The sequence below is a fragment of the Burkholderia sp. 9777_1386 genome (assembly GCF_015712265.1).
Classification (GTDB): Bacteria; Pseudomonadota; Gammaproteobacteria; order Burkholderiales; family Burkholderiaceae; genus Burkholderia; species Burkholderia cenocepacia.
The window spans coordinates 338,372-352,368 of sequence record NZ_JACCQB010000002.1; the positions used below are offsets into that span (position 1 = coordinate 338,372).

A 13,997-nucleotide genomic window follows, 5' to 3' on the forward strand; every position below is an offset into this window, starting at 1 on the left:
ATTCAGAGTTGCGCCGACAGGCGCTTGATCTCGCGGTTCAGCACGCGCTCGTTGTCCGAGTAGTCGATCGGCACGTCGATCACGTGCACGCCCGGCGACGAGAAGCACTCGCGCAGCAGCGGCTCGAGATCGTCGGCCGACTCGACGCGATGCCCGTGCGCGCCGTAGCTTTGCGCGTACGACACGAAATCGGGGTTCTGCAGCGTCATCGCGAAATCGGGGAAATTCATGTTCTCCTGCTTCCAGCGAATCATCCCGAACGCGTCGTCGCGCAGGATCATCACGACGATGTCGAGCTTCAGCCGCACGGCCGTTTCGAGCTCCTGAGAATTCATCATGAAGCCGCCGTCGCCGCACACGGCGATCACCTTGCGCTGCGGATGCACGATCTTGGTCGCGATCGCCGACGGCAGGCCCGCGCCCATCGACGCGAGCGCGTTGTCGAGCAGCAGCGAGTTCGGCTCGTGCGCACGCCAGTAGCGTGCGAACCAGATCTTGTACATCCCGTTGTCGAGACAGACGATGCCGTCCACCGGCAACGCGTTGTACAGGTCGTTGACGATCCGCACCGGGTACATCGGGAACCGCGGATCGTGCTGGCCCTTTTCCAGGTGCGCGTCGAAATGCGCCTTGATCATCTTGAAGCGCTCGAAATCCCAGTGCGATTGCGGCGTCAACGCCTCCTTCATCTGCCACACCGCGTTCGCGATGTCGCCCACCACCTCGATCTGCGGGAAATAGACGGGGTCGACCTGCGCGCCGAGGAAGTTCACGTGGATCACGGTCTTGTCGTCGGTGCGCATGAAGAACGGCGGCTTCTCGATCACGTCGTGGCCGACGTTGATGATGCAATCCGCGTGCTCGATCGCGCGATGCACGAAATCGCCGTCGGACAGCGTCGCGTTGCCGAGCCACAGCGGGTGCGTCTCGTCGATCACGCCCTTGCCCATCTGCGTCGTGAAGAACGGAATGCCCGTCTTGTCGACGAATTCGAGCAGCATCTTGCAGGTGGTCTTGCGGTTGCCGCCCGCGCCGATCATCAAGAGCGGATGGCGCGCGGCCTGGATCGCGTCGACCGCATGCGCGACCGCCTTCTCCTCGGCCACCGGCCGCCGGCTGTAGCTGCGCGGGATCGGCTTGCCGTCGCCCTCCTCGTGCGCGATGTCTTCGGGCAGTTCGAGGTGCGCGGCGCCCGGGCGCTCCTCCTCCGCACGGCGGAACGCCTCGCGCACGGCCGACGGGATGTTGCCGATCGACACGATCTGCCGCGTGAACTTCGTGAGCGGCTGCATCATGTCGACCACGTCGACGATCTGGAAGTGGCCCTGCTTGCTGGACTTGATCGGCTTCTGCCCGGTGATCATCAGCATCGGCATCCCGCCGAGCTGCGCATACGCGGCGGCCGTCACGAAGTTCGTCGCGCCCGGCCCGAGCGTCGCGAGACACACGCCGGTGCGGCCCGTGAGACGGCCGTAGGTGGCGGCCATGAACCCGGCCGCCTGCTCGTGCCGGGTCAGCACGAGCTTGATCTTCGATCGCCGCAGCGATTCGAGCAGATCGAGGTTTTCTTCTCCTGGAATGCCGAACACGTACTCGACGCCTTCGGCTTCCAGCGCCTTCACGAACAGATCCGATGCTTTCATGGGGACTCTCGGTTATGCCGCCTGCCCGGCCTACGGACACGCGGCGTTCATGACGCGCGCCGGCCTACGGCACGCGGACGCCTTACCTACTGGACACTGACCACGGCACTGCCCGCCGCGCACGACGCGATGCGTGATGCGCGGCGACGCCCCCGAACACCGGAGGACGGACGGACCCGCCCGCACGCGGCAAGCACGCGCAGGCGGCAAAGACGTTTTTGATTGTAGACGGATTCGCGCAACTCCGGCTTCGACCGGATGGCCGGCTCCGGCAGCGGAAAGATCGGCCTGACGGCCAGTCGACACCCGGTGACGCGACCGGCGGGCTGGCATGGCAACGATGTTCCATTCAACAGACATGTGAACCATGGTTTACACATTGCAATGCATGCCCTACAGTCCTCCTGCATTCAGCATCCGGACCACCGACGTCTTCGACGCCTGGTTTGCCGGCCTGCCCGATCGCCTCGCCAAACGCCGCATCCAGGCGCGCATCGACCGCCTGCCGATGGGCAATCCGGGCGACTGGAAATCCGCCGGCTCCCCGTCGTCGAAATGCGTATCGACCACGGCCCGGGCTATCGCGTCTATGACGTGAGGCGCGGAACGATATGGGTCATCCTGCTGTGCGGCGGCGATCAATCGACGCAACAGGCCGACATCCGCGCCGCGCACGCAATGCTCGCGCACCTCGACATGGAGTGATCGATGGACAAGATCAAGACGCGGCCGTGGGATTCGGCCGAACACCTGAAAACCGAAGACGACATGGCCGACTACTTCGACGCATGCCTGCAGGAGGCCGGCGACGATCCGGCCTTCATCGCGCATGCGCTCGGCGTGATCGCCCGCGCACGCGGCATGTCGCAGGTCGCACGCGATGCGGGCCTGTCGCGCGAAGGGCTGTACAAGGCGCTGTCGCACGACGGCAATCCGAGCTTCGGCACGATCCTGAAAGTCATCAAAGCGCTCGGCCTGCAATTGCACGGCGCCAAGGCTGCCGCGTGATCCGGCGGCGCACGGCGTCGCGCCACGTGCGCAACGTCCGTGCCCGTGTCAGTGCAGCCACCCGGCCGCCCAGCGCGGCACCAGCGACACGAGATACAAGCCGAGCCCGATCAGGCCGCCGACCAGCGTGCCGTTGATGCGGATGTACTGCAGATCCTTGCCGATGTTCAGCTCGATCTGGCGCGACATCTCGCGCGCGTCCCAGTTGCGCACCGTGTCGCGAATGTGACGCATCAGGAAATCGGCGAAATCGGGCGCCATCTCGTGCACGGCCCGCTCCACATGTTCGTTGAGCGACGCGCGCAGCGCCGGGCTCTCGGCGAGCCGCGCGCCGAGCCAGCCGCCGAGCGTCGCGGCCTGCCGGTGCAGCGCCGAATCGGGGCGCGCGAGATCGGCCTTCAGCCACGCACGCAACTGGTCCCACAAGTCGCGCACGTACTCGTTGAACGCGTCGCCGTCGCGAATATAGCGCTTGATCTCGTCGCCCTTCGCGAGGAACGCGGGGTCGTGCTTCAGCCGCTCGGTCAGCCGCACGACCGTCCGGTCGAAGCGTTGCCGCAACTCGTGCTCGGGGTCGGCCGCGACGCCTTCGAGCACGCGGCTCACCGCGCTGGCGAGCATCCGCGCGCCGTTCTCGCCGAACCATTGCGTCGGCATGATCTTCTCGACCTTCGGGTATTGCGTCTTCAGCCATTCGACGATGAAGCCCGCGATCACCTCGCGGTTCTCTTCCTTGTCGAGCACGTCGACCACCTGTTCGATCGCGTCGTCGAGCAGCGCCTGGTGGCGGCCGTCCTTCGTCAGCGTATCGAGGATCGCGCCGGCCGATTGCGACAGGTCGACCCGGTCGATCACCGCGCGGAACGCATCGTGGACGAACGACTGGATCCGCGCGTCGTCGGTCATGTCGAGCGCGAAACTCATCAGCTTCGTCACGTAGCCGCCGAGCGCGTCGGTGTTCGCCGGCTCGCCGAGCCATGCGCCGAGCTTCTGCGCGGGATCGTGCTGGCGGATCTGCGCGGCGAGCGCGTCGGGGCCGAGGAATTTCTCGCGCACGAACACCGCGAGGTTGTCGGCGATCTTGTCCTTGTTCTTCGGGATGATCTCGGTGTGGCGCGACACGAACGGGATCGGCACGCGGCGGAACAGCGCGACGACCGCGAACCAGTCGGCGAGCGCGCCGACCATCGCGGCTTCCGCGACGGCCTTGAAACCGTCGACCCACGGGCCGCGCGGCAGCACGATGGTGGTGACGAACACCGCGACGGCCGCGAGCAGCAGCCACAGCGCACGGCGCTTGCTTCGTTTCAGTTCGAGGGCTTTGTCTGGCGTCATGGAGGACGAGCGGATCGGCGATGCCGCTAATATCCCCGATTTCGCCGCAGCCGACAAACCCGCGGCCCGCGCGGGCACGCACCGCGCGCACCGCTGCTACATGAACGTCTTCAGGTTGACGGCCGGATCGGCCAGCTTCACCGGATCGGGCACCGCCCCTGCCGCGATCAGCCGGCGCGACGCGCCGATGTCGCGTCCGAGGTTCGCCGCGGCCACCGCGACGATCCTGCCGTCGTCGCCGAGCGCGAACACCGTGAACGGCCCGCTCGCCGGCTCGCCGCGCACGACGATCGTGCGCTCGCTGCCGAACAGCCCGAGCATCTGCAGGTTGCAGTCGTACTGATCCGACCACAGCCACGGCAGCTCGGCATAGGTCTCGTCGGCACCGAGCAGGTTCGCGGCCGCGACGGCCGGCTGGTTTTCGGCCACCTGCCACGATTCGATCCGCACATGCCGCCCGAGCAGCGGGTTGAAGTGCATCGTCACCTCGCCCGCCGCGAAGATCGCGGCATCGGCCGTGCGGCAGCCCGCGTCGACGCGTATCCCGTTGTCGACGTCGAGCCCGGCCGCCTGCGCCAGCTCGACATTCGGCACCACGCCGATGCCGACCACGACGACGTCGGCCGGCACGTCGCCCTGATCGGTCTCGACGACCGCGCCGCCGCCCGGCGCGCGCCGGATCGCGCGCGGCAGCGTCGCCATCCGGAACAGCACGCCGCGCGCATCGTGCAATTGCCGCGCATATGCGCCGACGACTTCCGGCAGCGCGCGCTGCAGCAACCGCGGCGCCGGATCGATCACCGTCACGTCGCAGCCGAGCTGGCGCGCGGCCGCCGCGACCTCGAGGCCGATGAAGCCGCCGCCGAGCACCGCCACGCGGCGCCCGGGCGCCAGTTGCGCACGCAACGCACGCGCATCGTCGACCGTGCGCACGTAATGCACCGCGACACCTTCGTCGATCGCCCCGCCGAACGTGCGCACACGCGAACCCGTCGCGAGCACGAGCTTGCCGTACGGCAACGTCGCCCCGTCGTCGAGCCGCACGCGCTGCACATCGCGCTCGATCGCGTCGACGCGGGTGCCGAGCCGCAACGCGATGCGCTGCGTGTCGTACCACGCGGCATCACGGATGAACGCGCGCTGTTCGCCGCCGTCCGTCAGCAGCGCATCCTTCGACAGCGCCGGCCGGTCATACGGCAGCTCGCGCTCCGCGCCGATCATCACGATGCGCGCCGCCGCATCGCGTGCGCGCAGCGCTTCGGCCGTACGCCGCGCCGCGTGGCCGGCGCCGACGATCACGAACGGATCAGCCGACATTGACTTCCACCTGCCCGTCGACGATCCGGATCGGATAGGTCTGCACCGGCTCGGTGATCGGCGCGCATTTCGGCGCGCCGGTGCGAATGTCGATCAGCCCCTGATGCAGCGGGCACTCGACGCAGCCATCCTCCACATAGCCTTCGGACAGCCGCGCATGGCCGTGCGTGCAGAGGTCATGCATCGCGAACAGTTCGTCGCCGATCCGGAACACCGCGATCGGCTTCTGGCCGGCGACGCGCGCCGCCGGTTCGTCTTCGGAGAATTCGTCGAAAGCGCCCAGCGGATGCCATTGGGCGAGCGTTGCTTCAGTCATGTCGATTCCTTGCTTCGTCAGATCGATCAGAGCGGTCAGATCGGCGTCGCGAGCAGCGTCTGCACGCGCGACGTGTCGTAGATCACGCGCTTGGTCTTGTAGCGCAGGCCGTCGGGCGTGCGCACGACCGTGTCGTAGTACTTGCCGGCCTGATACACGTTCGATTCGCCGTTGCTGCGCGTCTGCACGACCACGTAGTTGCTCTCGGTATCGATTTCGCCGTCGCGCTCGGCGACGATCGTCAGGCCCGACGTCATGTGCCGGTACGTGTGCTCCTCGTAGATGTTCGCGTGCCGCAGCGACACCACGCGGTCGCGCAGCATCCGCTGGTTCGTGCAGTGGACGATCCCGACCGGCAGCCCGAGATCGGCGTTCTCCTTCGGCACGATTTCGTACGTGCAGTCCTCGGTGAACATCTCCGGCCACTGTTCGAGCCGGTCGTTGTCGAGGTGCCCGATGTAGCGGTTCTGGAGCATGTAAATCTCGAACCACGTCTTCATGTCTTCCGTCATTTTCCTGCTCCCGCGTCAATAGCCCATCAGCTTCTGGTAGCCGACCCAGAACTTGCGGATCAGGCTCTCGGTGATCACGGTGTCCTGCTGGTCCGGATTGCCGCGCGACATCTCGATCACCGACGTCGCATCGGCGTCGCGCACCGTGCCGCGCTGCACGAGCTCGGTCGCTTCGGTATCTTCCATCGAGATGTAGCCGGCCGGCCCGACGAGGTTCGCCTGCTTGATGCGCAGCGCGCGCAGCTCGGGCGTGTCGTCCGCATAGCCGAAGAAGTGGAAGATCAGCTCGAAGTTGTCGGGCCCTTTCGGCAGGATCTGCCGCGCGACCAGCGTATTGTGGATCTGCTGGATCACGAGCTGCGGGAAGATCGGCTGGATATGGTTGGTGCAATCCTCGTCGTATTCCGATACGAGATCGAGGATCGATTCGTCCTCCAGATGGAAGCCCTCGTCGAACGAACGGATGTTCTGCTGCTTGTATGCGGCCGACGTGTCGTCATTCGTCTTCGTCACCGTGATGATGCTGTGCAGCCCGTGATTCGCATCCGGAATCGAGCGCGCCTTCATCCCGACGCGGAAGATGTTGAAGGTCGTATGGAACAGGTGCAGCATGCTCGCGTGATACGGGTCCTTCACGTTCTCCATGTACAGCTTCCAGTTCGACTTCGAATACTGGCGCGTGCAGCCGAGATACTCGATCGGCTTGTGGAAGATCCGGTCGATCCACGGACGCATCTGCTCGCCCAGATACGCGGGCAGCGGCGCGACCGCGTCGCTGAAGGTCGCGAACACGAGCCCGCGATAGCTGTCGACGCGCAGCTTGCGCAGCCCGTGCTGCTTCGGATCGAAATCGGCCGGCATCCCGGTCATCCCCTTCTGGCCGCGCCGGAACGGCACGCCGAGCAGGTTGCCCTGGTTGTCGAAGCTCCACTGGTGATAGACGCACGTGTGCGAACTCGCGTTGCCGCGCGACTTGCGGCACACCTGCGCGCCGCGGTGCGCGCAGCGGTTCACCCACGCGGACAGCGTGCCGTCCTCGGCGCGCGTGACGACCACCGGCGTGTCGCCGACGAACGTGCTCTTGAAATCGCCGGCGTTCGGGATCTCCGCTTCGAGCGCGACGAAGTTCCACGTCGGCCCGCGGAAGATGCGTTCCTGCTCGCGATCGTAGACCGCCCGCGAGCTGAACACCTTGTACGGCACGCGCGAGCCGTCGTCGTGCGGAAAGGTCACGTCGGATGCGTCGCCGCGCTCCGCGAAAACGACGGGCGATTCTGTCTGCTCCATGTCGGACTCCTTGTCGATCCGTTGCGTTGAATGCATGGAGCCGATTTTTGAAAAGCTAATATTCAGCGTCTATCCGGAAAGTGCGATTGCGGCGGTGCAATATCCACTTTCGGCGGATTTCTGCGCTAGCATGACGGCACACGCGACCCGTCGCACGATCGCGACCCATTCGTCGGATCGAAGCGCGCGTCGCCCTACCAAGGCTGAGGCCCATGTCCCCAACGTCGTTCGAGCCGCTCGCGCTGCGCGCGCACCGGCTGTTCGAATCCCGCGATCTCGACGAGACGCGCGAGCGGATCTCGCGCGTGATGCAGCCGCACGCGCTGCTGCCGAGCGGCCGCGTGCAGGGCGCGTCGCACATGGATTTCGTCAAGCTGGGCGGGCTCGGGATCGGCACGATCGCGTTCGGCGACGCGATGCGCGTGCAGGTCGATGCCGTCGACGGCTACTACCTGCTGATGTTCTGCCTGTCCGGCCAGGCCGAAGTGCGCGCGATGGGGCGGCGGCTCGGCGTCGACGGCCAGACCGGCGTGCTGTGCGCGCCCGGCGAGCGCTTCGACGCGGTGCTGTCGGCCGATTGCGAGCAGTTCGTGCTGCGCATCGACGCGGCGACCGTCGGCTCGCTGACCGGCGACCCGCGCGCGACGCTCGACCCCGTGCTGCACGTCAGCGACGCCGCGCTCGCCGCGTGGCGTCAGCAACTGATGCTCGTCGCGCGGTCGCCCGAGCTGCTCGAACGCGCGAACGCGAACCCGCGGGTCGCGTCGCAGCTCGAGCATCTGCTGATCGACCTGCTGATCGAAGGCCATCCGCCGTCCGTGCCGCAGGCGTCGCATCGCGACCCGGCGCCGGGCTTCGTGCGGCGCGCGCAGGAGTTCGTCGATGCGCACTACGCGCAGCCGCTGCAGCTCGCCGATATCGTCCAGGCCGCCAACGTGCCCGAACGGACGCTGCGCGACGCGTTCCTGCAATTCCGCGGGATGAGCCCGATGCAATATCTGCGCGCGACGCGGCTCGACCATGCGAGGGAGTTGCTGCGTGGGTCGACATCCGAGCGACGGATCGCCGATATCGCGCTCGATTGCGGGTTTACCCACCTGGGCCGGTTCGCGATCGCGTATCGGGAGAAGTTCGGCGAATCGCCGTCGGAAACGCTCGACGCCAGGCGCTGAAGCAGCCGTCCGCACACGCACTGCCGCACGGCCGTAGGCTGCATTTCGCGCGCCGTCCTGCCGATCGCCGTTCCCACCCTTCGCGCCTTCCGCGCGTGAGCGAGGTCGCCCCAATCGACGGCCGGTCGCACTCGCGCGACGACCTCGCGTCGCGATCTACGCCGGCGGGCCGCGCCGCGGCACGGCGTTGCTCGCCGCATCCGCGGACGGCCGGCGCGCAGGGTCGAGCCGTGCCGCCGCGCACGCCAGCGCCCCTTCGATCCGTTCGAGCATCGCGCGCGTGGCCTCGCTGCGCGGGCTCGCGCGCAGCAACAGCCCCAGCCACTTCAGCCGCCGCGCGAGCATCGGCACGACCAGCGTCCGGACGATCAGCCGTTGATCCCGGTCCAACGGATCGAAACGCACGCATGCGTCGACGAGCGCATCGAGCGTGAGTACCACGTGAGCAGAACGCGTCGAGCCATTCAAGGGCCGATACTCCCGTCGCAGCAGGCTGCGAACCGTTATCCCGATCAAAACGCCTTCCAGTCGACGGCGCCGCCCGCGACAGGGGCGCTCAGCCCCGCCGCCAGCGGTTTCGTCGGTGCGACGGCGAGCGCGGATGCAGGCGCCGACGACGCCATGACCGGCGCATCGTCGGCATTCGGCGCGAGCTTGAACGCCGCCATCGCCGCCTGCAGGCGGCCGGCCTGCTCCTCGAGCGAATGCGCCGCCGCGGCCGCCTGCTCGACGAGCGCCGCGTTCTGCTGCGTCACCTGGTCCATCTGCTCGATCGCCAGATTGACCTGCCCGATCCCCTGGCTCTGCTCCCGCGACGCGGCCGCGATTTCGGCGACGATATCGGACACCTGCTTGATCGCGAGCTTCACCTGCTCCATCGTCGCGCCGACGCCCGTGGCCTGCCGCGCGCTGTCGCGGATCATCGACACCGACGCGCCGATCAGTTCCTTGATCTCCTTCGCAGCCGCCGCCGAGCGCTGCGCGAGGCTGCGCACCTCGCTCGCGACCACCGCGAAGCCGCGCCCCTGCTCGCCGGCGCGCGCGGCCTCCACCGCGGCGTTGAGCGCGAGGATGTTGGTCTGGAACGCGATGCTCTCGATGACGCCCGTGATGTCGGCAACCTGGCTGGAACTGCTGCTGATCTGCCCGATCGTCGCGACCATGCTCTGCACGGCATCGTTGCCGGCATCGGCCATGCCGGTCGCGCGCGTCGCCGCGTATTGGCCTGCTGCGCGTTGTCGGCGTTCTGCTTCATGGTCTCGGTCAGTTGCGTCATGCTCGATGCGGTTTCCTCGAGCGACGCGGCCTGCTCTTCCGTGCGGGCCGACAGATCGGCATTGCCGCTCGCGATCTGGCGCGATGCAACCCCCACCGCTTCCGCGCTGCGCTTGATGCCGCGCACCGTCGCACCGAGTTGCCGATCCATCGTCGCCAACGCACCGAGCAACCGGCCGAATTCGTCGTGCGAGTCGACGTCGATCCGGTTGTCCAGCGACCCGCCGGCGATCTCGTCGGCCACGCGCACGGCCTTGCCGAGCGGCGTCGAGATGTGCCGCATCAGGTGCGCGGATACCCACGCCGCGACCAGCACGCCGATGCCGATCAGGCCGATCGCGATCCACAGGATCATGACGAAGGTCGACGCGCTGTCGTCGACGAACGACTTCGCCTGATCGATGTTCAGTGCGATGTCGTCGTCGAGCGCCTGCTTGAGCGCGCCGGCGGCGGGCGCCAGCCGGTCGATCGCCGCGGCGGCCGCGTCGCGGTCCCCGCCGCCCACCGCCGCGAGTGCCGCGTCCACGCCGGCCCGGAACCGCGGCAGCACGTCGCGAATCCGGGCCGCGATGCGGCGCTCCTTGTCGCTCGTGATCGATTGGCCGTAATAGCGGTTCCATATCGTGTCGAGACGGCGTTGCTCGGCACGCGTCTCGTCGATCCCGCTGCGAACCCGCGCGGGATCGCGCTCGGACAACACCCCGCGCATCCGAAGCTGCGTCTCGAAGGTCGCGGCGCGAATTTCCGACAATTCGCTGATCGGCAAGGTGTTGTCCGTATAAGCGTCATGGACGTTCGAATTCAGTCTCGACAGACCGAACAGGCCGAACACGCCGATGGCGACCATGAGCGCGACACACGCGGCAAGCGCGAAAAAGATCCTGAACTTGATGCTTTTCCCCAATCGGCTCACGCTGCTCTCCTCCACTGTTCCAGGGCGATGCGGAACGGGAAACCCCGCGTCCAACCCTGTTTACGGAGAGCGACATGGCCGATTTATCGGCTGCCGGCAGGATAGAAAAAACCATGTGCGGCAATAATCGGCATGCGGCGATCGTTTTGTGTCGGCCGTCAGCCATCACGCCGACGGCACGATCATCTCCCGCGCAATCGCGCAGAACGCCGCCGTCGCGGCGCTTTCGCCGTGCAGCCGGCGGCTCATGATGATCGGCGACGTCGCGCCCGGCTCCGGCAGCCGCCGGTAGACCACGCCCTTCACGCGTACGCCCTCCACGCTCTCGGGCACCAGCGACACGCCGACCTGCGCGGCGACGAGCCCGAGCGCGGTCTGCAGCTCGCGCACCTCGTGCACGGCCGCCGGCACGACCGCGCCGTCGCGCAGCGCGGACAATTGCTGATCGGCGAAGCTCGGCCGCGGCGTGCTCGGGTAGACGATCATCGTCTCGTCGGCGAGATCCGCGAGCGTCAGCGGCCGGGCCGGATCGGCGAGCCGATGCCCGGCCGGCAGCGCCGCGATCAGCTTTTCCTCGATCAGCGCCTCGCGCACCAGCTGGTCGTCGTCGAAGCGCAGGCGGCCGAACCCCACGTCGATCCGCCCGCCCTTCAGCGCACCGAGCTGTTCGAGCGTGAACATTTCGATCAGCGACAGCTCGACGTCCGGCTGCGCCTCGCGAAACGCGCGGATCACGTCCGGCAGCGCGCCGTACAGCGTCGACGGCACGAAGCCGATCACGATTCGCTCCGACAGTTGCGCGAGCCGCCGCGTCAGCGGCCCCAGTTCGTCGGCCTGGTCGACCAGACGTTTCGCCTGCGCATGGAACACGCGCCCGGCATCGGTCAGTTTCAGCGGCCGCGCGCCGCGCTCGAACAGCGGCAACCCGATCTCCTCCTCGATCGCCTGAAGCTGGCGGCTCAGCGGCGGCTGCGTCATGTGCAGCCGCTCCGCGGCCCGCGTGATGTTCATTTCCTCGGCGACGGCGATGAAGTAACGGAGCTGACGCAATTCCATTTCATGCCTCAAAGGTATGGAAGTAGTCGGAAAGAGTGTTGGACGACGCGGGGCGGGAATTCCTACCATGTGCACCAACAGGAGGAATCGCATGATAGCAACTGCCGCCACCATCGAACGCATCGACACGCTGCTGGTCGACGTGCCGACGATCCGACCCCACAAATTGTCGGTCGCGACGATGAATTGCCAGACCCTCGTGCTGGTCCGCGTTCGATGCACGGACGGTATCGAAGGCGTCGGCGAGGCGACGACCATCGGCGGTCTCGCGTATGGCGAGGAGAGCCCCGAAAGCATCAAGGTCAACATCGACACCTACTTCGCGCCGCTGCTGCAAGGCATGGACGCGACGCGCCCGGGCGCCGCGATCGCGCGGGCACGCAAGCTGTTCCAGGGCAACCGTTTCGCGAAATGCGCGATCGAGACCGCGCTGTTCGACGCGCAGGCGCGGCGCCTGGGCGTACCGCTGTCCGAGCTGTTCGGCGGCCGGCGGACCGATGCGGTCGATGTCGCGTGGACGCTCGCGAGCGGCGATACCCAACGCGACATCGCGGAAGCGGAAGCGATGCTCGACGCCCGCCGCCATCGCGCGTTCAAGCTGAAGATCGGCTCGAACGCGGTCGCCGACGACGTGGCCCACGTGGTCGCGATCAAGCGCGCGCTCGGCGAGCGCGGCGACGTGCGGGTCGACGTGAACCAGGCCTGGAGCGAAACCGATGCGATCTGGGCCGGCGCGCGGCTGGCCGACGCCGGCGTGAGCCTCGTCGAGCAGCCGATCGCCGCGACCAACCGCGCGGGGCTCAAACGCCTCACGCAGCTCGCGCAGGTGCCGATCATGGCCGACGAGGCGCTGCACGGCCCCGTCGATGCGTTCGCGCTCGCGCAGGATCGCGCGGCCGACGTGTTCGCGGTGAAGATCGCGCAGTCGGGCGGCCTGCAGGGCGCGGCGAGCGTCGCGTCGATCGCCGCGGCGGCCGGCATCGAACTGTACGGCGGCACGATGCTCGAAGGCGCGGCCGGCACGATGGCGTCCGCGCAACTGTTCAGCACGTTCGACTCGCTGAAATGGGGCACCGAACTGTTCGGCCCGCTGCTGCTCACCGAGGAGATCCTCGTCGAGCCGCTGCGCTACCAGGATTTCAAGCTGCATCTGCCGGCGACGCCCGGCCTCGGCATCACCTTCGACTGGGCCCGCATCGAACGGATGCGACGCGACGCCCGCTGATCCCCACACGACAACCGACACCGGAGACACAGATGAACAAGCAAGCCATCGACGCCCTGCTGAAGACCTTCGACGACGCCGCGGAAAAGCCCGGCAACCCGCGCGTGCGCGCGATCGTCAACCGGATCGTGAAGGACATCTGCTACACGATCGAGGACTTCGACGTGCAGCCGAGCGAATTCTGGACGGCCCTGAACTACCTGAACGAAGCCGGCCGCGAATTCGGGCTAATCGCCGCGGGCCTCGGCCTCGAACGCTTCCTCGACGTGCGGATGGACGAAGCCGAGGCCAAGGCCGGCATCCAGGGCGGCACGCCGCGCACGATCGAAGGGCCGCTGTACGTCGCCGGCGCGCCCGAATCGGTCGGCCACGCGCGGCTCGACGACGGCACCGATCCGGGCCAGACGCTGATCATGCGCGGCCGCGTGCTCGGCCAGGACGGCGCGCCGCTCGCGAACGCGCTGGTCGAGGTGTGGCACGCGAACCATCTGGGCAATTACTCGTACTTCGACGCGTCGCAGCCGGCGTTCAACCTGCGCCGCTCGATCCGCACCGATGCCGAAGGCCGCTACAGCTTCCGCAGCGTGCTGCCGGTCGGCTACAGCGTGCCGCCGGGCAGCAAGACCGAGCAACTGCTCGATCAGCTCGGCCGCCACGGCCATCGTCCGGCGCACATTCACTTCTTCGTTTCGGCGGACGGTTATCGTAAGCTGACGACGCAGATCAACATCGACGGCGATCCGCACCTGTGGGACGACTTCGCGTTCGCGACGCGCGACGGGCTGATCCCGCCGGTCAAGCAGGCGGAGGGCGCGGAAGGCAAGCCGTATGGCGTCGACGGGCAGTTCGCGCTGATCGACTTCGACTTCACGCTGCTCAAGGACAAGCAGGACGTGCCGGGCAGCGAAGTCGAGCGGGCCCGCGCGCAGGCGTGAGCG

12 protein-coding genes and 2 pseudogenes are annotated in these 13,997 nt (G+C 67.4%); 5 read left to right on the forward strand and 9 right to left on the reverse strand.

Going from position 1 to position 13,997, the window contains the following annotated elements; translation table 11 throughout:
• Positions 1-2: 2 nt before the first annotated feature.
• Positions 3-1,643, reverse strand: a complete 1,641-nt coding sequence (locus H0X91_RS03560) for an acetolactate synthase large subunit (RefSeq protein WP_006490980.1) — start codon at positions 1,641-1,643, stop codon at positions 3-5.
• Positions 1,644-2,031: 388 nt separating this feature from the next.
• On the opposite strand from H0X91_RS03560, the pseudogene H0X91_RS03565 reads away from it, so the two are divergent.
• Positions 2,032-2,348 (forward strand): annotated as a pseudogene (locus tag H0X91_RS03565) (type II toxin-antitoxin system RelE/ParE family toxin).
• 3 nt (positions 2,349-2,351) lie between these two features.
• Positions 2,352-2,651, forward strand: a complete 300-nt coding sequence (locus tag H0X91_RS03570) for an addiction module antidote protein (protein ID WP_006490972.1) — start codon at positions 2,352-2,354, stop codon at positions 2,649-2,651.
• 48 nt (positions 2,652-2,699) lie between these two features.
• Here H0X91_RS03570 and H0X91_RS03575 read toward each other — a convergent pair whose 3' ends face one another.
• The 5 genes from H0X91_RS03575 to andAc form a co-directional block, all read right to left on the reverse strand.
• A complete protein-coding gene (locus H0X91_RS03575; RefSeq protein WP_006490986.1) occupies positions 2,700-3,986 on the reverse strand; it encodes a DUF445 domain-containing protein in 1,287 nt (428 codons plus the stop codon).
• Between the two features lie 96 nt (positions 3,987-4,082).
• On the reverse strand, positions 4,083-5,303 hold the full coding sequence (gene andAa, locus H0X91_RS03580; RefSeq protein ID WP_058902845.1) for an anthranilate 1,2-dioxygenase system ferredoxin--NAD(+) reductase: 1,221 nt from the start codon (positions 5,301-5,303) through the stop codon (positions 4,083-4,085).
• Positions 5,293-5,619 carry an anthranilate 1,2-dioxygenase ferredoxin subunit AndAb gene (gene andAb / locus H0X91_RS03585; protein WP_006496019.1) on the reverse strand — a complete coding sequence of 109 codons (327 nt, stop codon included), beginning with the start codon at positions 5,617-5,619 and terminating at the stop codon, positions 5,293-5,295. The genes andAa and andAb overlap by 11 nt, the downstream gene beginning before the upstream one ends.
• Before the next feature lie 35 nt (positions 5,620-5,654).
• Complete coding sequence (gene andAd, locus H0X91_RS03590) at positions 5,655-6,131, reverse strand: anthranilate 1,2-dioxygenase small subunit AndAd (RefSeq protein WP_196432807.1); 477 nt, start codon at positions 6,129-6,131, stop codon at positions 5,655-5,657.
• A gap of 15 nt (positions 6,132-6,146) precedes the next feature.
• Positions 6,147-7,418 carry an anthranilate 1,2-dioxygenase large subunit AndAc gene (gene andAc / locus H0X91_RS03595; protein WP_006490988.1) on the reverse strand — a complete coding sequence of 424 codons (1,272 nt, stop codon included), beginning with the start codon at positions 7,416-7,418 and terminating at the stop codon, positions 6,147-6,149.
• A 212-nt stretch (positions 7,419-7,630) separates the two neighbouring features.
• On the opposite strand from andAc, the gene andR reads away from it, so the two are divergent.
• Positions 7,631-8,590, forward strand: a complete 960-nt coding sequence (gene andR / locus H0X91_RS03600) for an anthranilate 1,2-dioxygenase regulatory protein AndR (RefSeq protein WP_084751368.1) — start codon at positions 7,631-7,633, stop codon at positions 8,588-8,590.
• 156 nt (positions 8,591-8,746) lie between these two features.
• Here the strand turns inward: andR and H0X91_RS03605 are convergent, their stop codons facing one another.
• The 3 genes and pseudogenes from H0X91_RS03605 to H0X91_RS03615 all read right to left on the reverse strand — a co-directional run bounded on the left by H0X91_RS03605 (position 8,747) and on the right by H0X91_RS03615 (position 11,834).
• Positions 8,747-9,058 carry a hypothetical protein gene (locus tag H0X91_RS03605; RefSeq protein WP_012493170.1) on the reverse strand — a complete coding sequence of 104 codons (312 nt, stop codon included), beginning with the start codon at positions 9,056-9,058 and terminating at the stop codon, positions 8,747-8,749.
• 44 nt (positions 9,059-9,102) lie between these two features.
• Positions 9,103-10,778 (reverse strand): annotated as a pseudogene (locus H0X91_RS03610) (methyl-accepting chemotaxis protein).
• 165 nt (positions 10,779-10,943) lie between these two features.
• Positions 10,944-11,834 carry a LysR family transcriptional regulator gene (locus H0X91_RS03615; RefSeq protein WP_034202659.1) on the reverse strand — a complete coding sequence of 297 codons (891 nt, stop codon included), beginning with the start codon at positions 11,832-11,834 and terminating at the stop codon, positions 10,944-10,946.
• A 91-nt stretch (positions 11,835-11,925) separates the two neighbouring features.
• Between H0X91_RS03615 and H0X91_RS03620 the strand changes: the two genes are divergently transcribed.
• Positions 11,926-13,059, forward strand: a complete 1,134-nt coding sequence (locus H0X91_RS03620) for a muconate/chloromuconate family cycloisomerase (RefSeq protein ID WP_058902842.1) — start codon at positions 11,926-11,928, stop codon at positions 13,057-13,059.
• A 32-nt stretch (positions 13,060-13,091) separates the two neighbouring features.
• Complete coding sequence (catA, locus tag H0X91_RS03625; RefSeq protein WP_006496024.1) at positions 13,092-13,994, forward strand: catechol 1,2-dioxygenase; 903 nt, start codon at positions 13,092-13,094, stop codon at positions 13,992-13,994.
• Positions 13,995-13,997 lie beyond the last annotated feature (3 nt).

Coding starts and splice junctions, on each gene's coding strand:
- andAc (WP_006490988.1), bottom strand. CDS start 7,418: ATGGAGCAGACAGAATCGCCCGTCGTTTTCGCGGAGCGCGGCGACGCA.
- H0X91_RS03620 (WP_058902842.1), top strand. CDS start 11,926: ATGATAGCAACTGCCGCCACCATCGAACGCATCGACACGCTGCTGGTC.
- H0X91_RS03570 (WP_006490972.1), top strand. CDS start 2,352: ATGGACAAGATCAAGACGCGGCCGTGGGATTCGGCCGAACACCTGAAA.
- andR (WP_084751368.1), top strand. CDS start 7,631: ATGTCCCCAACGTCGTTCGAGCCGCTCGCGCTGCGCGCGCACCGGCTG.
- H0X91_RS03575 (WP_006490986.1), bottom strand. CDS start 3,986: ATGACGCCAGACAAAGCCCTCGAACTGAAACGAAGCAAGCGCCGTGCG.
- andAd (WP_196432807.1), bottom strand. CDS start 6,131: ATGACGGAAGACATGAAGACGTGGTTCGAGATTTACATGCTCCAGAAC.
- H0X91_RS03560 (WP_006490980.1), bottom strand. CDS start 1,643: ATGAAAGCATCGGATCTGTTCGTGAAGGCGCTGGAAGCCGAAGGCGTC.
- catA (WP_006496024.1), top strand. CDS start 13,092: ATGAACAAGCAAGCCATCGACGCCCTGCTGAAGACCTTCGACGACGCC.
- andAb (WP_006496019.1), bottom strand. CDS start 5,619: ATGACTGAAGCAACGCTCGCCCAATGGCATCCGCTGGGCGCTTTCGAC.
- andAa (WP_058902845.1), bottom strand. CDS start 5,303: ATGTCGGCTGATCCGTTCGTGATCGTCGGCGCCGGCCACGCGGCGCGG.
- H0X91_RS03615 (WP_034202659.1), bottom strand. CDS start 11,834: ATGGAATTGCGTCAGCTCCGTTACTTCATCGCCGTCGCCGAGGAAATG.